Consider the following 18,705-nt stretch of genomic DNA (forward strand, 5'->3'; position numbering starts at 1 on the left):
GCGGAATCGTCAGAAGTCGAAGCCGAGCTGCCCCTCGATCTCCGGAACGCTTCCTTCCACCCAGCTGCGGACCTTCTTGAGGTGCCGCCACTGGGGCAGCGCATCAAGATACGCCCACGACAACCGGTGGTACGGGGTGGGCCCCCGCTCCGCCAGTGCGGCCTTGTGCACGGGCGACGGGTACCCGGCGTTGTCCGCAAAACCGAAGTCTGCATGGTCGATACCCAGTTCGGCCATCATTTTGTCGCGCTGCACCTTGGCGATCACCGAGGCCGCCGCGACCGCCACACATGACTGGTCACCCTTGATGACCGTCCGGACCCTCCAGGGGTTCCCGAGATAGTCATGCTTCCCGTCGAGGATCACCGCGTCGGGCCGGACCGGCAGGGCCTCCAGGGCACGCACCGCGGCGAGCCGCAACGCGGCAGTCATCCCCAGGGCGTCAATCTCCTCCGGAGAGGCGTGTCCCAGGGCGTACGAGGTCACCCACGTCCGCAGCAGGACGGCGAGCTCGGTGCGCCGCTTGACGGTGAGCAGCTTGGAGTCGGTGAGGCCTTCGGGGGGTCGGCGCAGTCCGGTGATCGCGGCGCAGACGCTGACAGGGCCGGCCCACGCACCGCGCCCCACCTCGTCGACACCGGCAATGATCTTCGCTCCGGTCGTGGCTCGGAGGGAGCGCTCGACGGTGTGAGTAGGCGGTTCGTACGGCATGGCGCCCTTAGCGTACGCCGACCGGAACCAGCTTCGACACCCTGGTTCACCGAGGCCACCTCCGGGCCGGTCCAGCCACGGTTCAGTGAGCGGTCGGGCGGAGCAGCGGAAGCATCAACTGATCGACCATCTCCTCGAGATCTCGATCATTCCATTCGCTCGTGCACATCTTTGACCGGTACATCATCATGGCCGGAATGGCGTCGAAGACGTAGCCGTTCGCCGCGTCGGCCCGCACCTCCCCCCGCTCAATGCCACGGTTGATGACCTCTCGGAGCAAGGCGATCGTCGGCTCCACGACACCCTCGAAGATCACACCATGAAAGCGCTCGGCCTGAAGGCTGTCGCATTCGTGAATCACTGACCGCAGCGCGAAACCAGGCCGGGAGAACATCGCGTCCCGCGCCTGCCGACACAGCTCGAGCAGATCTTCGCGCACACCCCCCAGGTCGGGAGCCGACGCGAAGTTCGGCAGCCCGGCCCGCAGCGCATCGGCGACGAGATCCTCCTTGGAGGGCCAGCGCCGATAGACGGCGGCCTTCCCCGTCTGGGCGCCGGCGGCGACGCCCTCCATCGTGAGGCCGTTCCAACCGACCGTACTGAGCTGCTCCAGCGCGGCATCGAGGATCGCGCGTTCGAGCGCGGCGCCACGGCGGCGGGGAGAGGCCGTCCGAGCGGAGGCGGCCGTCCAGCGCGAGGTAACCATCTGAGCGTCTCCAACGAACAAGCGAGGCGGGGATTTCGGGGATACGGGAGCTCTGCGCGGCAACTACGGGGGGACAGACCGCGCGACAACAACATAAGTGAACGCTTGCGTTCACTACTGGGGACTCACTACGGTTGACGCGACAGTGAACGCGAGCGTTCACTAAGGCACTTGTGGGGGACCCATAGTGACAACCTCTCAGTTGATCAAGGATCAGAAACCAGGTGCGGCCCGCCGGGAAGGGCATCCCGGTATCGCGCTCACCGTCATCGCGGCCTGCCAACTCATGGTGGTACTCGACGCGACGATTGTGAACATCGCTCTGCCGCACATTCAAAATGCCCTCAACTTCAGCACCACCGACCTCACGTGGGTCGTCAGCGCCTACACGCTCACCTTCGGTGGCCTGCTGCTTCTCGGCGGTCGCGCGGGTGACATTCTGGGCCGTCGCCGGGTCTTCATGGCCGGCATCCTGCTGTTCACCTTCGCTTCGCTGCTCGGCGGATTCGCGCAGGAGCCCTGGCAGTTGCTGGCCGCCCGCGTGCTCCAGGGCGTGGGGGGCGCGATCGCGTCGCCAACCTCGCTGGCGCTCATCACCACGACGTTCCCCGAAGGCCCGGAGCGCAACCGGGCGTTCGGCGTCTTCGCCGCCGTCTCCGCAGGCGGTGGCGCCATCGGACTGCTCGCCGGCGGCATGCTCACCGAATGGCTCGACTGGCGCTGGGTGCTCTTCGTCAACGTGCCGATAGGCGTCCTGATCGCGGTGCTCACGCCGCTGTACATCAGCGAGTCCCAGCGGCACACCGGACGCTTCGACATCGCGGGTGCACTGACCTCGACCGCGGGCATGGCCTCCCTGGTGTACGGCTTCATCCGCGCGGCGGACGAAGGCTGGCGGGACAGCCTGACCATCGGGTCCTTCGTCGCCGCGGTGGTCCTGCTGGTGGCCTTCGCCTTCATCGAGTCGCGGGCCAAGGAGCCGATCACCCCGCTCAGGATGTTCGCCGATCGCAACCGCTCGGGCACTTACGTGATCATGCTCAGCCTGGCCGCGGCGATGTTCGGCATGTTCTTCTACATCGTGCTGTTCGTGCAGAACGTGCTGCAATACAGCCCGATCGAGGCCGGACTCGCCTTCCTGCCGGTGACGGTCGTGATCGCCGTCGGCGCGGGCCTCTCGCAGCGCTTCCTGCCGGTGCTCGGCCCGAAGCCGTTCATGCTCGTGGGCTCGGCGCTCACGGCGACCGGGCTGGCCTGGCAGACGCTCCTCAGCGCCGACAGCTCGTACGTCGGCGGAGTCCTCGGCCCGATGCTGCTGTTCGGCTTCGGCATGGGCCTGAACTTCGTGACCCTGACGGTCACCGCGGTCTCCGGTGTCGCCCAGCATGAGGCCGGCGCCGCGTCCGGGCTCCTCAACGCCACTCAGCAGGTGGGCGGTTCGCTCGGTCTGTCCATCCTGACGACGGTGTTCGGATCGGCCAGCAAGGACGAGGCGGAGCAGCAGCTGCCGAAGTTCCTGGCGGAGGGATCGGCCGAGCAGAAGGCGGAGTTCGCCAAGACGCAGCAGTTGCCCGGACCGTGGGGACACGAAGTGCTCGCCCAGGGCATCTCGACGGGCTTCGTGGCCGCCGCCGCGATGGCCGTACTCGCCCTGGCCACCGCTTGGTTCGTGATCCGGGTCCGCAAGAGCGACCTGGACGCCCTCGCGGGGACGGCGGGTCCGATGGCCGGCTGAACCGGTTGGCCCGGCGGGGCCCTCGAAGGGCCGCGGATGGCCGGACAAGGTCCGGGGGACCAACGGCAAGGACGACCAGCCGGCCATCCGCACCACCCTCACGGCGCCCCGCGTCCGGCCGGCGCCGCTGGGGCGGGAGGGTCGAAGCCCGCCCCACGCGGCAGCCACCGAGACGAACAGCATGCCCAACACCGACATGAACCCCATCGCTCCACCCCCTGCGCCCCTCGCGTGACACCTGCGTGTCCGACCCCAGCGGTCGCACATCAACTGCCACGACAACGGACCGATGGTCACGCAGAGTTCCCGTCAAGCACAGAAAGTCATTGAAAGTCCGCGACCGTGACCAGCAAGGTTCCTACCAGGGCAGCTGAACGGGGCTAAGCCGCCGTCGGCGCCCAATCCGGGAGTGCCTCGGTCCGCTCCGCCCACTCGGCAGGCACCGCCCCAGCCTTCCCGGAACCGATCACACCGCCCACGATCGCGCACGTGGTGTCCACGTCGCCGCCGACCTGCGCGGTCGTCCAGAAGGCCCGCTCATAATCGCCGAGGGCACGCGCGGCCGACCAGAGGGCGAAGGGCACAGTGTCGTGGGCCGTCGTACGTCGTCCGCAGCCCAGTACAGCCGCGACGGTGGCCGCGTCGGCGTAGTCGAGCATGTCCCGCGCCCGCCGTAGGCCTGCTCCGACCGCGCTCTTCGGGATGAGAGCGATGACGTCATCGAGGAGCGATTCGGGGCTGGGCGGGCCGCCGGGAGCGGCGGCCAGTGCGGCAGCCGCGGCAACTGCCATGGCGCCGACGACGGCCTCGCGGTGCTGGTGCGTGGGGTAGGCCGAGATCTCGGCCTGGTGTGTCGCCTGCTCCGGGTCATCCGCGTACCAGGCACCCAGCGGTGCGATCCGCATCGCGGCGCCGTTGCCCCAGGAACCCTGCCCGTTGAAGAGCGCGGCCGACAGCTCGCGCCAGTCACCGCCCTCCCGGACCAGGCGCAGCAGTCGGTTGACCGCGGGGCCGTAGCCCCGGTCGAAGTCATGGTGCTCGGCGAAGGACCGGGCCAGAGCGTCCTGGTCGATGCGGTGGTGGGCGGACAGGACTGCGACCACGGAGCAGGCCATCTCCGTGTCGTCGGTCCACTGCCAGGGGCCGGACGGCAGCTCACGGCGCTTCAGCAGCGGGTAGTTCACCGGAACGAAGAACTGCGAGCCCAGCGCGTCTCCCACCGCGAGTCCGCGCAGGCTGGCGAGGGCGCGGTCCAGGCGCCCTTCGGGGGAGGAATCAGCGGTCATCGCTCTGCCACTCTATCCGGTGATCCCGTACGGTTCCGGATCTCGCCAGCGTTCGAAAGGCCGGTCAAGCGTGTACTTGCCGTCGTCCCCGAGAACGAGCATCCGCATCTCCGCGTTCCCCGGGTTGGACAGCGACTCGAATTCCGCGACCGTCCAGTGGAACCAGCGCATGCAGAACAAGCGCATCGCCAGCCCGTGGGTCACCAGCAGTACGTTCGGTGGATGGTCGGGCGCCTCGAAACTGCGGAACAGGCTCTCCAGGAATCCGCCGACCCGGTCGTACACGTCGGCGCCGGACTCCCCCTGGGCGAAGCGGTAGAAGAAGTGGCCGTAGGCGTCCCGGTAGGACTTCTGGAGGCGTACGTCGTCGCAGTCCTGCCAGTTTCCCCAGTCCTGCTCACGCAGCCGGGGCTCCTCGCGCACGCGTATCACCTCGGGATCCAGGTGGAAGGCGCGCAGCGTTTCGTGCGTGCGGCGGTAGGGCGAGACGTAGACGCTGACCCGCTCACGGCCGAACACCTCCCGCAGCCGTTTGCCCGTCTCCTCGGCCTGGCGCCAGCCGCGCTCGGTCAGGGCCAGAGCATGGTCGGGCTCACGCTCGTACACGGTGTCATCAACATTGCCCGTTGACTCGCCGTGCCGGACAAGGACGATGCGCCGTGGTCGTGCCATGCCGAAACCCTAGATCGGTTGAGGGCCGATCGTGGACTCGGGCGGGCCTCATAAGGCGTAGGTCACACATTTCCTGCGCCGACGGCCACACCGTGAGGCACCAATAGCGGGTCCGGAATTCAAACCGTCCAGGTCGATTCGAGCTGGACGATGTCGCCCGTGAGGGCCGCGACGTCGGCCTCCGTCTGGGCACGCAGCGCCAGTCGCTCCACACGTTCCGTGCGGTACTTGCCGTGCTCCGCGGCCGACCGCCACATCGACAGCACCAGGAACTCATGGCCCGGCGCCTCACCGAAAAGCCCACGGATCATGCCCGGGGAGCCGGCCATCGCCGGGTTCCAGACCTTCTCCTGCATGAGCGTGAAGTGCTCGGCTCGGTCTTCGTGGACACGACAGTGAGCCACTCGGACCAGGTCCGCGTCGGTGAAGCGCGGCTCGAAGCCGGTCTTCACGTCGAAGCGGTAGTCGAAGAGTTTGACCTGCATGTCCTTGTAGGTGCCCGACTGGGACGCGGCCAGTCTGTCGTGGGAGCGCGCCATGAAGGAGTCGTAGAAGGAACGGCTCTCCCAGAACGAGAAGACATGCGCGACCCCCTGCCGTCCCCGGCTCCAACCCCCACCCTGTCCCCGAAATCCCGGCTCCCCCGGAAGCCCCGCCCACTTTCGCTGCCCCCGCTCGAAGCCGCGGCGGTCCACCACGGTGCAGCGAATCCACTTGACCAGCACCGCGCCATGGTAAGGCCACGGAGCGTGGCGCCGGTCACGCTCGACAAGAGAGCTCTTCGGCGTACGTTGCCGCGCGCGTGGCAGGATGGACAACCGGCCTTGCCTGCTGGGCAGTTCAGGCTGAGCCACAAGCGCAACGGGGAAGGGGAAGCCCGGTGAACGCCATCAACAAGGGGATCCGGAAAGTCGAGATCTCGCTCAAGTGGGATCCGAGTCCGGCGGGTGATCCGCCCACCGACCTGGATCTCGTCGCCGCGACCTATCTGGCGAGCGATCCGTACGGCGATCCCGCCTATGTGGTGCACTTCGACAGCCGCTCTCCCGACGGCACCATCTATCTCAATCGGGACAGCCAGGACGGCAAGGGCTTCGGCTGGGACGAGGTCCTGACCGTGGAGCTGGACAGGCTCGACGGCCGGTACGCGCGCGTGATGGTCGGTGTCGCGATCCAGCAGCGCCCCGCGCAGCGCACCTTCGTCAGCGTCATCAATCCGGCCCTGCGCATCCGTGAGGGCTACACCGTCATGGCCGAGGACGACTTCGGCGGCGTCCTCGGGTCGACGGCCGCCACGGTCGCGGAGTTCGTACGCGAGGGATCGAGCGCGTGGGAGTTCCGCTCCGGCATCCACGGTTTCGAGGACGACCCGGCGACGTTCACGGAGGCGATGGGCAAGGCCCGCCGGCCCTGAGCGTCGCTCGTCGGTGCATCCGGCGAAGAGAGTCCCAAGGGAAGAGGGGCGCCGACACATGGTCGGCGCCCCTCTCATGGGACTCTCGTCAAGGCACCTCGGAGGCTGCCCGACTCATCGGGGCCACACCTCTGATCGGCCTACTGGCGGAGACCACTCATTCTCGGCGTGCACTATTCCTCCGAATCTGGCTCGCGGTCGGGGAACGCACGCAGCCTCAACTGGGGCGCCCGATGATCGGCGAGCCATCGCATCCGGTTGTCGTCCTCTGCGAGTCCGGCGCGTGCGGCCTGAGTCCACTCTTCTCGGTCGAGCAGCTCGAGGTAGGCCGCCCGGAGGGCTTGCTGCTGAGCCGCGGTACATCCCGCGGCCTCGGACGGCTCTGTAGTGAGGTGCTGGGTGAGCACCGCGATCGTGAAGTAGCGCTCGATGGTCGGGGCGAGCAAACCCACGTGGCGGGCGTGGGCTTCCAGAACCACTGCCGCATGGGGGTAGTGAGCGAGAGTGAGTCCCATCCCTCCGCAGTCGCTCATCTGATGAAGCAGTCGACCGACATGGTCGACCAGCTCGCTGTCGGGATCGAAGTCGGCAAGCGCCTCGTGGAGTTGGGTGACTGTAGCGACCTTGCCGGCGAAGTATCCATTCAGGAAGTCACCGTCGCAGGCTCTGCGAAGCAGCCAAGGTCGGGCAGCCGGGTCGTCGAGTCTGCAGAGAGCTTCAACGACATAGACGCGTCCCCAGCCGGTAACGCGCTCGGCCAGCCAGAGCAGGGCCTCGACTCCCTCCGTCTGCCGCTCGAATGCGTGCGCCGCCAGTGGCCCGAAGCGGTCGGAGAGCAGCCCGATCGTTTGAATCAGCGGGATGTCGTCGACTGTTCCCACGGCAGCCAGCAGGGCGAGCCCGACAGTGACCGCGCATCGATCGGTCCCGTATCGGACCAACCAGCGGGCCGTTCGGCGAACGCTTTCTCTGGCCGCCCGCTCAGCAGCGGCGGCGATGTGCTCGTTGTGGTGAATCGGGACGTAGACGTTGTGGAAGGCATTCGCCAGTTCGCTGGGCAGAGCAGAGGCCCTCGCGAAGTGCCTGTCCAGGATGAGGGCAACGTCCTTGCCGACCGAGTGCCGGTCCTCAGGCGCCTCCGGGCCTCGTCGACAACGGTGCAACTCGTCGTCGGGATACGGTTCCCCGTCGCGCGGAAGCGGCTCCCCTGGAGCCAACTGATGCAGCTGAAGTGCGTGATCGAACAGCGATGTCGGCGATCCGGACAGTCCCGTGCCGGTCGTCTCACTCATCGGCGGGCGGAGGACTCGATTCTCTTGATCATGACCAGGAGCCTGCCACGACAGCCGTCGCCGCGACAAGCCCTCGACGCAGCGGCGCGTTGCATCAAACGCAACAGCCAGGCGTCACGCGCGTCAGGGCGGTGGAGCCGCGAGACCGGCTCCACCGCCCTGACCAGCTACTTCACGCCCTAAAGGCGCTCGGCGTCAGCTGCAGCCGCTGGTCGAGCCGCAGCCCTCGCAGATGTAGCACGAGCCGGCCCGCTGCATCTTGGTGCCGCAGGAGAAGCAAAGCGGGGCGTCGGCCTGGATGCCCAGCTGCATCTCCACCAACTCGGCGCTGGTGTGCGCCTGCTGCGGAGCGGGCTTGGCCGCTTCGACCTCGGCCTTCGGCGTGGCGACGGCCTTCAGCTCCTGTGCACGCGGCGCCGACTGGGCCAGGCCCTCGACGTCCACCTCGTCATCGCCGGCCTCGTACGAACCGGTCTCCAGGTGACGCTGACGCTCCTCGGCGGAGTGGATGCCGAGCGCGGAGCGCGTCTCGAACGGCAGGAAGTCGAGCGCCAGGCGGCGGAAGATGTAGTCGACGATCGACTGCGCCATCCGCACGTCCGGGTCGTCCGTCATGCCGGCCGGCTCGAACCGCATGTTCGTGAACTTCGAGACGTACGTCTCCAGCGGCACGCCGTACTGCAGACCCACCGAGACGGCGATAGAGAAGGCGTCCATCATGCCCGCGAGAGTCGAACCCTGCTTGGACATCTTCAGGAAGACCTCACCGAGACCGTCGTCCGGGTAGGAGTTGGCGGTCATGTAGCCCTCGGCACCACCGACGGTGAAGGACGTCGTGATGCCGGGACGGCCCTTCGGGAGGCGCTTGCGGACCGGGCGGTACTCGACGACCTTCTCGACCGTCTCACGGATGGTGGCCTCGGCCTTCTCCGTGATCTCGGTCTTTTCCTTCTCCTTGGTCTTGGCGGAGAGCGGCTGGCCGACCTTGCAGTTGTCGCGGTAGATGGCGAGCGCCTTGACGCCCAACTTCCAGGCCTCGAAGTAGATCTCCTCGACCTCCTCGACGGTCGCCGACTCCGGCATGTTGACCGTCTTGGACAGGGCGCCGGAGATCCACGGCTGGATCGCAGCCATCATGCGGACGTGGCCCATCGCGGAGATGGAGCGCTCGCCCATGGCGCAGTCGAACACCTCGTAGTGCTCGTGCTTGAGGCCCGGGGCGTCGACGACATTGCCGTGGTCGGCGATGTGGGCGACGATCGCCTCGATCTGCTCCTCCTGGTAGCCCAGGCGGCGCAGGGCCTGCGGGACGGTGCCGTTGACGATCTGCATCGAGCCGCCGCCGACCAGCTTCTTGAACTTGACCAGGGCGAGGTCGGGCTCAAGACCGGTGGTGTCGCAGGACATCGCCAGACCGATGGTGCCGGTCGGGGCGATGACGGATGCCTGGGAGTTACGGAATCCGTTCTTCTCACCAAGGCGCTGCACGTCCTGCCAGGCTTCCGTGGCCGCGGCCCAGACCGGCGTGTCCAGGTCGTCAGTGCGGACGGCCGCGGTGTTGGCGTCGGCGTGCTGCTTCATGACGCGCAGGTGCGGCTGGGCGTTGCGGGCGTAGCCGTCGTACGGGCCGACGACCGCGGCGAGTTCGGCGGAGCGCTTGTACGACGTGCCGGTCATCAGCGAGGTGATGGCACCGGCGAGCGCACGGCCGCCGTCCGAGTCGTACGCGTGGCCGGTCGCCATCAGCAGGGCGCCGAGGTTGGCGTAGCCGATGCCGAGCTGGCGGAACGCGCGCGTGTTCTCACCAATCTTCTGCGTCGGGAAGTCCGCGAAGCAGATGGAGATGTCCATCGCGGTGATGACCAGCTCGACGACCTTCGCGAAGCGCTCGACCTCGAAGGACTGGTTGCCCTTGCCGTCGTCCTTCAGGAACTTCATCAGGTTCAGCGAGGCGAGGTTGCAGGACGTGTTGTCCAGGTGCATGTACTCGCTGCAGGGGTTCGAACCGTTGATACGGCCGGACTCCGGGCACGTGTGCCAGTGGTTGATGGTGTCGTCGTACTGGATGCCGGGGTCGGCGCAGGCCCAGGCGGCCTCGGCCATCTTGCGGAACAGGGCCTTGGCGTCGACCTCTTCGATGACCTCACCGGTCATGCGGGAGGTGAGGCCGAACTTGCCGCCCGTCTCTACGGCCTTCATGAACGTGTCGTTCACACGGACCGAGTTGTTGGCGTTCTGGTACTGGACCGACGTGATGTCGTCGCCGCCCAGGTCCATGTCGAAGCCCGCGTCACGGAGCGCGCGGATCTTCTCTTCTTCCTTGACCTTGGTCTGGATGAAGTCCTCGATGTCGGGGTGGTCGACGTCGAGGATGACCATCTTGGCGGCGCGGCGGGTGGCGCCGCCCGACTTGATCGTTCCTGCGGAGGCGTCGGCGCCGCGCATGAAGGAGACCGGACCGGAGGCGTTGCCGCCGGAGGAGAGCAGCTCCTTGGAGGAGCGGATGCGGGAGAGGTTCAGGCCGGCGCCGGAGCCGCCCTTGAAGATCATGCCCTCTTCCTTGTACCAGTCGAGGATCGACTCCATGGAGTCGTCGACGGACAGGATGAAGCAGGCGGAGACCTGCTGGGGCTGCGGGGTGCCCACGTTGAACCAGACGGGGCTGTTGAAGCTGAAGATCTGGTGCAGGAGGGCGTACGCCAGCTCGTGCTCGAAGATCTCGGCGTCGGCGGGCGAGGCGAAGTACTTGTAGTCCTCGCCGGCCTTCCGATACGTCTTCACGATGCGGTCGATCAGCTGCTTGAGGCTGACCTCACGCTGCGGGGTGCCGACGGCACCCCGGAAGTACTTGCTGGTGACGATGTTGACCGCGTTCACCGACCAGAAGTCGGGGAACTCCACGCCGCGCTGCTCGAAGTTGACCGAGCCGTCGCGCCAGTTGGTCATGACGACGTCACGGCGCTCCCAGGCCACCTCGTCGTACGGGTGCACGCCGGGGGTGGTGTGGATGCGCTCGATACGCAGTCCCTTGGTCGCCTTGGTGCCCTTGGCGCGGGTACTCCGTGCCGGACCGCTCGCCGTCTCTGTCATGCCGCCTCCCTGTACGGGCTAAAACGCCCTGAAGTGCCCCGATGTTCCCCGTGGCACGGTGTTCTGTCTGGTGCTGCGGGCACCGTCGGATTGCCACCCGCAGCAGGTCTTCTGTCGCCGCCTCGCGGCCGGATCCGGAGGTCCGAGGACCGGGTCCGGCTCGCCCTCAGTCCGCGGCGTTGGCGGGCACGGGGACTTGTGCAGTCCCTCCGGACCCGCGGTCGTCCTCCTGGCCCCCCGTGACTGCGCGTGCGTCGTCCTCGCGGTCGTCGTCGTCCGCGGCGGTGCGTCCCGTCGCCAGCCTGAGTTCCGCGATCGCGGCCTCGAAGTCCTCGAGCGAGTCGAACGCCCGGTAGACGGAGGCGAATCGCAGATAGGCGACGAGGTCGAGCTCCTGCAACGGGCCGAGTATGGCCAGCCCCACGTCGTGGGTGGTCAGCTCGGCGCTTCCGGTGGCCCGCACCGCCTCCTCGACCCGTTGGCCGAGCTGGGCGAGTGCGTCCTCGGTGACAGGCCGTCCCTGGCATGCCTTGCGCACGCCGTTGATGACCTTGGTACGGCTGAATGGCTCGGTGACTCCGGACCGCTTGATCACCATCAGCGAGCAGGTCTCCACGGTCGTGAAACGACGGGAGCAGTCAGGACACTGGCGGCGCCTGCGGATCGACGTGCCGTCGTCGGTCGTACGGCTGTCGACGACGCGACTGTCGGGGTGCCTGCAGAAGGGGCAGTGCATAACTCCCAACCCTCCTCACAGCAGACTCAATAGCCTCGCTGGACCTCATGGGCCCCGCGAAGCAGCCCCAAGCATAGGCGATCTCCGAGCGGTCGAAGACCGGGGGGACCACAACTTCTGGGCTGCTGCTGCAATCCAACCACTAGATGTGGGGATTGGCTCATACATCGACGCCACACGCGCGTGTCGCTCAGACATTGCCAGGTCCCGCAGAGACGGACCGGCGCGCCGCGCACTTGGCGCACGGCCGTATCCCCACGACACATACGGAGATACCGTGAGCGCCACACGGAGGGGACGTGGGACTCCCGCACAGATGAGGGTCGGTCCCAGGTTGATCCGATCCCGGATGGCAGACTGGGGCAACAACCTACGAGGTCGTCACCCCGGCGGTGAAGGATACAACAATGGCCCCTTTTGCCCGTCGGGCAGAACGTCAGCCATACACCCAGGCACACGATCACGTCAGGTGATTCGCGATTTTTCACTCGAACGTGTGTTTGGCGCAACCTTTCGAAAGCAACTACCGTTGTGCAGCAGGGAGACCATCGAGAGGGGCCGACGTGACCACCACCGCAGACAGTGCCACCATCACTGCCCAGGACCGCTCCCAGGGCCGACTCGAGCCGGTGCATGCGATGAACGAAGCCATGAGTCCCGAGGGACACAAGCGCTCCCTGCCGGGCCGACCCCCCGGCATCCGGGCGGACAGTTCAGGGCTCACCGACCGGCAGCGCCGCGTGATCGAAGTCATCAGGGATTCCGTGCAGCGGCGTGGCTACCCGCCGTCGATGCGGGAGATCGGCCAGGCGGTCGGCCTGTCCAGCACGTCCTCGGTCGCCCACCAGCTGATGGCACTGGAGCGCAAGGGATTCCTGCGCCGCGACCCGCACCGCCCGCGCGCGTATGAAGTGCGAGGCTCCGACCAGGCCGCCTCCGTGCAGCCCACGGACACCACAGGCAAGCCCGCCGCGTCGTACGTGCCGCTGGTCGGCCGCATCGCCGCCGGTGGACCGATCCTCGCTGAGGAGTCGGTCGAGGACGTCTTCCCTCTCCCCCGACAGCTGGTCGGCGACGGCGAGCTCTTCGTCCTGAAGGTCGTCGGTGACTCGATGATCGAGGCCGCCATCTGCGACGGCGACTGGGTCACCGTCAGGCGCCAGCCGGTTGCGGAGAACGGCGACATCGTCGCGGCCATGCTCGACGGCGAGGCCACCGTCAAGCGCTTCAAGCGCGAGGACGGCCACGTCTGGCTCCTCCCGCACAACGCTGCGTACGAGCCGATTCCCGGCGACGACGCGACCATCCTGGGCAAGGTGGTGGCAGTGCTGCGGCGCGTGTGACGGCTGCGGCGGGCGAAGCCGAAGGCGGCGCCCCCTGACCGGGCCCCGGGACCCCTGCGCCGGTTCCGGGGCCCTGTGCTGTCCCGTGACGCCCTGCGCACCGCTTCAGACCCACTGCCGCTGCCTCATCCTCTGCGGTGTGGGAACCCCGCCGTCAGCGGGCTCTTGATCGGGGGTAGCCTGTCGCGCGCCGCGACAGGCTACCCCCGATCATCACCCCGGGCTGTTTCGCCATCACTGCGGCTGTTTTCTGCCTCTGCCTTCTTCGCCACGGCATCGATCGCGGCCAGCGACTTTCGAACCTGGTTACGGTCCGTGGTGTACCAGAAGTCGGGCAGTGACGCCTTCAGGTAGCTCCCGTACCGGGCCGTGGCCAGCCGCTGGTCCAGTACCGCGACCACGCCTCGGTCCCCCGATGCCCGTACGAGACGGCCGGCGCCCTGGGCCATCAGCAGCGCCGCGTGAGTGGCGGCGACCGCCATGAAGCCATTGCCGCCGGCGTCCTCCACCGCCTTCTGGCGCGCGCTCATCAGCGGGTCGTCCGGGCGCGGGAACGGGATCTTGTCCATGACGACCAGCTGACAACTGGGGCCGGGGACATCGACGCCCTGCCAGAGGGACAGCGTGCCGAAGAGGCAGGTCTGCGGGTCGGCCGCGAAGTTCTTGATCAGCTCACCGAGCGTCTCCTCGCCCTGCAGGAGGATCGGGATCTCGGGGATGCGGGAGCGAAGCTCCTCGGCGGCCAGCTGGGCGGCACGCATCGAGGAGAACAGGCCCAGCGTGCGACCGCCGGCCGCCTGGATCAGTTCCGTCAGCTCGTCGAGCATGTCCACGCGGTCGCCGTCCCGAGCGGGGCGCGACAGGTGCTTGGCGACATACAGAATGCCCTGCTTGCGGTACTCGAAGGGCGAGCCGACATCCACCCCCTTCCACTGCGGAAGCTCATCTCCCTCCGTGCCCTCGGGAGCGAGGCCCAGTGAGGCGCCGACGCCGTTGAAGTCGCCGCCCAGCTTCAGAGTCGCTGAGGTCAGGACGACGGAACGGTCCGCGAAGAGCTTCTCCCGCAGCAGGCCCGACACGGACATCGGGGCCACACGCAGGGACGCACCGAAACGATCGTGGCGCTCGTACCAGACGACGTCCCATTCGGAGCCGTTCGTGATCCGCTCCGCGACGTCGTGCACGGATTCGACCGAGGCCAGCGCCTGCTTGCGGACCGCGTCCTCGTCCTGCACGGATTTGTCGCGGGTCGCGCCGATCGCGGAGATGACGGTACGGCAGGCGTCCCGCAACGCCATGAGGGCGTAGGCGAGGTCCTCCGGGATCTCCTCCAGGCGGCCCGGCAGGGCGAGCTCCATCAGCCGCTCGAAGCCCTCGGCAGCAGTCTGGAGCTGGTCGGCGGCCTTCTCGTTGGCGAGCTTTGCGGCGCGGCGCACCGCGCGGTTGACCTGGCCTGGCGTGAGCTCGCCGGTGGCGACTCCAGTGACCCGGGAGACCAGCTCGTGTGCCTCGTCGACGATCAGGACCTCGTGCTGCGGGAGGACGGGGGCGCCCTCGATGGCGTCGATCGCGAGCAGCGCGTGGTTGGTGACCACGACCTCCGAGAGCTTGGCCCGCTCACGGGCCATCTCGGCGAAGCACTCGGCGCCGTACGCGCACTTCGATGCGCCCAGACACTCCCGCGACGACACAGACACCTGGCCCCAGGCCCGGTCGGACACACCGGGCGTCAGATCGTCGCGATCACCCGTCTCCGTCTCGTCCGCCCAGTCGCGCAACCGCAGCAGGTCCTGTCCCAGCTTGCTGGTGGGCGCGGCCGCCTCGAACTGGTCGAAGAGGCCTTCGTCCTCCTCCTGCGGAACGCCCTCGTGCAAGCGGTGCAGGCAGAGGTAGTTCGACCTGCCCTTGAGCATCGCGAACTCGGGGCGACGGCGCAGCAGCGGGTGCAGTGCGTCGACGGTGCGCGGCAGGTCCCGCTCCACGAGCTGGCGTTGCAGGGCCAGGGTGGCCGTCGCCACGACGACGCGCTCCCCCTGCGCGAGCGCGGGCACGAGATAGCCGAGCGACTTTCCGGTACCGGTGCCGGCCTGGACCAGCAGATGGGAACCGCCGTCGATCGCCTCCGCGACGGATTCGGCCATGGTCACCTGGCCGGGGCGCTCCGTACCGCCGACGGCAGTGACGGCAGCATGCAGGAGTTCGGGGAGTGGGGGCTTCGTCATAGCGTGACCACCCTACGGCCAGGCACTGACAAACGGGCGATCACGCTGGGGGCCGGGGGCGGGATCAAGACCGGGGGTTCTTAGGTGGGGATCGGATCGGTTCGGGTTGGTGTGGGATTGGTTCGATTGCGGTCAGGTGCTGTGCGTATCGGGGTGTGGTCGGTTCGGCCGTGGTCAGAATGGTTCGGTTGCGACCCGCGCGACTCGTTTGCGACCGGAGCGATTCGATTGCGGTCAGGACGCTTCGATTGCGCTCAGGCCGACCTGACACGGCGGGGCCTTTCGGCCCCGGATCGGCTCAGGGCAGGCTCGTTCGACCGCGACCGGGTCGGAAGCAGAGTCGCTGGCCAGGAATGCCGCAGCCCATCGCTCCGCGAAACGGACCCGAGTTTTCGAGGGGCTGGCGGTTCGGCTGCGAGTCAGAGCCGAGTGGGAACCAGATCGACTCGGCCGGTGTACCAATTGTGATGACGCTGCGACACGGCGTCACAGCAGATGGCGCAGGCTCCGGTCTCTCACCATGAGGGCAGCCCGCTTGACGGGCAGATCGATCTCGGCTGAGAACCGAAACCCGGCGCTCAGGAACGCGGCGATGGAAGGGGTGTTGCGAATGTCGGGTTCGGCGACGATGCGAGCGCAGGCGGGCCGCATGTCGAGGACCAGGTCGGCGACGGCTCGGAGGAGGGTGCCGCCCAGCCCTCGCCCGCGGTCGCCGACGGCACCGATGAGGAGATGGAGTCCGGTGTCGTGGGGTCGAGCCGGATAGTGCAGGGCGAGCGGGTCGAGGTCGGCTCGGTAGAGCTCCCAATAGCTCATCGGCGTGCCATCGAGCAGGCCTAGACACGGAACGCTGCGGCCGTCACCGGAGAGATGGGACCGCAGGTGCTCCTCGGTCGCGTTCTGAGACCCGGCCAGCCCCCAGAACGCGGCAATGGCGGGGTCGTTCATCCACCGATCAATGATCGGGAGGTCGCGCTCGATCCGCACGGGGACAAGGTGAAGCACTCCTGCGGGTGTGCTGATCGGCCCCCATTCGGCAACGTGGTCCAGCAGATCGTCGGCGCTCGGGAGATCTGGATCAGAGGCGAGGGGGACCGCGCCTGCGCTCGGCATCCGCTCCCCCACGGCACCGGGGTCGTCCACGAAGAGAGCGACGAGCTCGTCGGGCAGGCGCATGTCCAGCGTGTCCTCACTGTCTGCGCTCAAGCTCGCCTCAGCGATACGGCCGTTGCGGGCACCCAGGCTCATGGCGGTGCCGATGTCAGTGATGGGGGCAGTACCGGCGTCGGCACTCGCGTCGGTGGGAGGCACGGCGACGCTCCTCTCAGGAGGTGGGGTGGGGCACGTTCCTCAGGGATGAAAGGTGTTGGTGACAGCCGGAGGCGATGTCGGGGGTAGAGAAGCCGAGCGAGGCAGGGGGACCGTGATCGGAGGTGAGGTCGGACTCGGAAATGCAGTGCGGCGAGAGGCTGGGGCAAGGTCAGTGGTCAGGAATGCAGGGGGTTGGCGATGGAGACATAGACGGACTGGGTGTCGACCGGGCCGACGAGTTCGTCGAGACCGTGCAGCCGGGTCAGCAGATTGGCCTTGCAGCGCAGAACCGGTGAGTCGAGCAGGTGGGCAGGTAGTGAGGTTGTGAGTCGGGCAGGGCCGGAGGCCACTTCGCGAAGGAAGCGGCGGAAGGCGGCGAGCAACAGCCGCTCGTCGGCGAGACGCTGGGAACCGAACGCTCCGATGAGGCCGAACACGTTGTTGATCGCGAGGTAGTACGCGAAGCGCTCGTTGGTCACTTCGTCCGAGACGAAGGTGTCGCTGTTCTCGCCGATGCCGGACAGCCGGGCATCGAGTTCCGCGCGCCGGGACTCACGGAAGTAGTAACCCTGGTTGTCGCGGTACCGGCCGCCCGACGGCCAGCCGTCAGCGTCCAGCACGAGCAGCGTGTTCTGCTGATGTGCTTCCAGTGCGACTCCGGCCTCCGAGTCCAGCCACAGCACGGGGCGGACAGCCTGTTCGAGGTAGCGCAGGAACCACTCGGCGGCAACGGCACCACTAGGGCGGCCTGTTCGGCCGGCGAGACGCGTGACGATCTCAGCCAATCGGGATCGCAGCGGCTTCCTGTCCGAGGAGGGTCGGCCTGTCGCGGTGCCGGGCCCTGCGTACCGGGGTGAGACGAGTCCGGCTACACAGGACACGTCGTCGGAAGGTCGGAACGGGTTGTGCCGGATCATCACGTCGAGACCGGCCACCGGGACGCCGTCCGGTCCGTCGACGGCGATCCATGCCGGGTCGCGAACGATGTCAAAGCCTGGGTGCTCAGCCTGCCATTGCGTGGAGAGACCACTGCGCAGGAGTCGGTGGACCTCGACGCCGCGGTGCAGTTCCTTGCGGAGGTTCTCACGGCGGGAGTTGGTGATCCGTAGGCCGAGCGACAGCTTGAGCATGGCGGGGGCACCGGGTCTGTAGACGGTTCGTACGGAGGAGGTGGGATGCCACCGGGCACCGCCGACGCCGAGGTCCTGGAGCAGTCCGGCATCGAGCAGCGCCGCGGTCTCGGGGCGGTGCCGGACCTCGCGCAGCTGCCAAGGGTGCAGGGGCAGAGCCGCGTAGCCGTCGGGCAATGACAGCTCAGGGCCGGCGAGTAGGCACGTGAGCTGGGCGGCGGGGACAACACGGCCGCGTTCGGTCCAGGCCGAGTCGGCGGCGAGCAGGGAGGGAGCGACAGCAAGCCAGTGCAAAGGGAAGGAGCCGCGCAACTCGGGTGAGTACCGGTGCGTTTCCGCTTCGGAGAGACCCTCTCGGCTCTTCGGCGTCGGGTGGAGCGGGTGTCCGAGCAGGAGAGCCTGCTCGGCCGCGAGGAACAGGTCCGGGGTGTCGGCGGGGTTTGCACGACGCTCACTGATGAAGGTGACGGTTCGCCGGACAGAGTCGGCGACACGGGCGCCGAGGTCAGTCGCGGCGGAGATCGCGGGGCCGGTCAGGGCTGTGGGCGGTGGAGAGGCGGAGGACTTGGAGGCGGGGTGGGCCGACGGGGGCACGGCGAAAGGCCCTGACGGGCCGGCGTCCGAAGCCACGGCCGCAGGACTCGGCCCCCCGAGCGTCTCCCTCGTGAGCAGTGCGGCGAGGGTGACCGCGTCCGTCGGCGGGCACTGGGCCGGTGCGTCGGCCAGGTACGGGAGGCCGAAGCGGTGCCACCCCGTGGGCGACCAGTAGCCGACGGGGACCAGCAGGGCTGTGCCAGTGGCAGGCAAGGGGATACGGAGGGTCCCCGTGTCGGGTGCCAGGAGGTTTGTCTCACGCACCCAGCAGCGGAGCAGGTTCTCCACGGCGGCGGCCTGGGCTGCGATGTGCGGGTCGGGATGCTCAAGGAGGTCAGGGGTGCCGTCGCCATGCAGCCACTCGGCGTCCGAGGCACCTCCCTCCATCGGCGCACACAGTGGTGCCCGCCCCTCGCGAACTGCCCGTGCCGACACCCGTTCCTGCGGTGCGCCCCCGCCCCCT

General features: G+C 67.9%; 14 protein-coding genes. 3 read left to right on the plus strand and 11 right to left on the minus strand.

The genetic code is table 11. From position 1 onward, the window contains the following. Positions 1-9: 9 nt before the first annotated feature. Together OG331_RS15160 and OG331_RS15165 are read right to left on the minus strand one after the other, a co-directional pair. Entirely contained in the window at positions 10-711 is a 702-nt protein-coding gene (locus tag OG331_RS15160) for a ribonuclease HII (RefSeq protein WP_406196251.1), read from the minus strand. 82 nt (positions 712-793) lie between these two features. Then, positions 794-1,417 (minus strand): TetR/AcrR family transcriptional regulator, encoded by a 624-nt coding sequence (locus OG331_RS15165; protein WP_406196254.1) that lies wholly within the window; start codon positions 1,415-1,417, stop codon positions 794-796. Positions 1,418-1,604: 187 nt separating this feature from the next. On the opposite strand from OG331_RS15165, the gene OG331_RS15170 reads away from it, so the two are divergent. Continuing rightward, positions 1,605-3,152 carry an MFS transporter gene (locus OG331_RS15170; protein WP_406196257.1) on the plus strand — a complete coding sequence of 516 codons (1,548 nt, stop codon included), beginning with the start codon at positions 1,605-1,607 and terminating at the stop codon, positions 3,150-3,152. A gap of 380 nt (positions 3,153-3,532) precedes the next feature. On the opposite strand, the gene OG331_RS15175 is transcribed toward OG331_RS15170, so the two are convergent. From OG331_RS15175 to OG331_RS15185, 3 genes are all read right to left on the minus strand, one after another. After that, a complete protein-coding gene (locus OG331_RS15175; RefSeq protein ID WP_406196260.1) occupies positions 3,533-4,438 on the minus strand; it encodes an ADP-ribosylglycohydrolase family protein in 906 nt (301 codons plus the stop codon). 12 nt (positions 4,439-4,450) lie between these two features. Next, on the minus strand, positions 4,451-5,110 hold the full coding sequence (locus OG331_RS15180; RefSeq protein WP_328878692.1) for a histidine phosphatase family protein: 660 nt from the start codon (positions 5,108-5,110) through the stop codon (positions 4,451-4,453). A 119-nt stretch (positions 5,111-5,229) separates the two neighbouring features. Next, positions 5,230-5,835 carry a YdbC family protein gene (locus OG331_RS15185; RefSeq protein ID WP_406196263.1) on the minus strand — a complete coding sequence of 202 codons (606 nt, stop codon included), beginning with the start codon at positions 5,833-5,835 and terminating at the stop codon, positions 5,230-5,232. A gap of 77 nt (positions 5,836-5,912) precedes the next feature. Here OG331_RS15185 and OG331_RS15190 point away from each other — a divergent pair, with 77 nt between their 5' ends. Then, the gene (locus tag OG331_RS15190; protein WP_406196265.1) at positions 5,913-6,524 is read left to right on the plus strand and encodes a TerD family protein; all 612 of its coding nucleotides are present in this window, start codon (positions 5,913-5,915) and stop codon (positions 6,522-6,524) included. Between the two features lie 173 nt (positions 6,525-6,697). Here the strand turns inward: OG331_RS15190 and OG331_RS15195 are convergent, their stop codons facing one another. The 3 genes from OG331_RS15195 to nrdR all read right to left on the minus strand — a co-directional run bounded on the left by OG331_RS15195 (position 6,698) and on the right by nrdR (position 11,642). Further along, the gene (locus OG331_RS15195) at positions 6,698-7,816 is read right to left on the minus strand and encodes a hypothetical protein (protein ID WP_406196267.1); all 1,119 of its coding nucleotides are present in this window, start codon (positions 7,814-7,816) and stop codon (positions 6,698-6,700) included. Positions 7,817-8,011: 195 nt separating this feature from the next. After that, positions 8,012-10,906 carry a vitamin B12-dependent ribonucleotide reductase gene (locus OG331_RS15200; protein WP_406196270.1) on the minus strand — a complete coding sequence of 965 codons (2,895 nt, stop codon included), beginning with the start codon at positions 10,904-10,906 and terminating at the stop codon, positions 8,012-8,014. 166 nt (positions 10,907-11,072) lie between these two features. Further along, a complete protein-coding gene (gene nrdR / locus OG331_RS15205; RefSeq protein WP_383248438.1) occupies positions 11,073-11,642 on the minus strand; it encodes a transcriptional regulator NrdR in 570 nt (189 codons plus the stop codon). Positions 11,643-12,205: 563 nt separating this feature from the next. Here nrdR and lexA point away from each other — a divergent pair. Next, entirely contained in the window at positions 12,206-12,985 is a 780-nt protein-coding gene (gene lexA / locus OG331_RS15210) for a transcriptional repressor LexA (RefSeq protein ID WP_328878695.1), read from the plus strand. Between the two features lie 200 nt (positions 12,986-13,185). Here lexA and OG331_RS15215 read toward each other — a convergent pair whose 3' ends face one another. From OG331_RS15215 to OG331_RS15225, 3 genes are all read right to left on the minus strand, one after another. Further along, positions 13,186-15,207 (minus strand): ATP-dependent DNA helicase, encoded by a 2,022-nt coding sequence (locus OG331_RS15215; RefSeq protein WP_406196272.1) that lies wholly within the window; start codon positions 15,205-15,207, stop codon positions 13,186-13,188. A 486-nt stretch (positions 15,208-15,693) separates the two neighbouring features. Next, positions 15,694-16,518, minus strand: a complete 825-nt coding sequence (locus OG331_RS15220) for a GNAT family N-acetyltransferase (protein ID WP_406196274.1) — start codon at positions 16,516-16,518, stop codon at positions 15,694-15,696. 176 nt (positions 16,519-16,694) lie between these two features. Next, a complete protein-coding gene (locus tag OG331_RS15225; protein WP_406196276.1) occupies positions 16,695-18,629 on the minus strand; it encodes an IucA/IucC family protein in 1,935 nt (644 codons plus the stop codon). Positions 18,630-18,705 lie beyond the last annotated feature (76 nt).

This window comes from Streptomyces sp. NBC_01017 (assembly GCF_045162795.1).
Taxonomy (GTDB): Bacteria; Actinomycetota; Actinomycetes; order Streptomycetales; family Streptomycetaceae; genus Streptomyces; species Streptomyces machairae.

Coding starts and splice junctions, on each gene's coding strand:
- nrdR (WP_383248438.1), bottom strand. CDS start 11,642: ATGCACTGCCCCTTCTGCAGGCACCCCGACAGTCGCGTCGTCGACAGC.
- OG331_RS15195 (WP_406196267.1), bottom strand. CDS start 7,816: ATGAGTGAGACGACCGGCACGGGACTGTCCGGATCGCCGACATCGCTG.
- OG331_RS15160 (WP_406196251.1), bottom strand. CDS start 711: ATGCCGTACGAACCGCCTACTCACACCGTCGAGCGCTCCCTCCGAGCC.
- OG331_RS15180 (WP_328878692.1), bottom strand. CDS start 5,110: ATGGCACGACCACGGCGCATCGTCCTTGTCCGGCACGGCGAGTCAACG.
- OG331_RS15200 (WP_406196270.1), bottom strand. CDS start 10,906: ATGACAGAGACGGCGAGCGGTCCGGCACGGAGTACCCGCGCCAAGGGC.
- OG331_RS15175 (WP_406196260.1), bottom strand. CDS start 4,438: ATGACCGCTGATTCCTCCCCCGAAGGGCGCCTGGACCGCGCCCTCGCC.
- OG331_RS15215 (WP_406196272.1), bottom strand. CDS start 15,207: ATGACGAAGCCCCCACTCCCCGAACTCCTGCATGCTGCCGTCACTGCC.
- OG331_RS15165 (WP_406196254.1), bottom strand. CDS start 1,417: ATGGTTACCTCGCGCTGGACGGCCGCCTCCGCTCGGACGGCCTCTCCC.
- OG331_RS15225 (WP_406196276.1), bottom strand. CDS start 18,629: ATGGAGGGAGGTGCCTCGGACGCCGAGTGGCTGCATGGCGACGGCACC.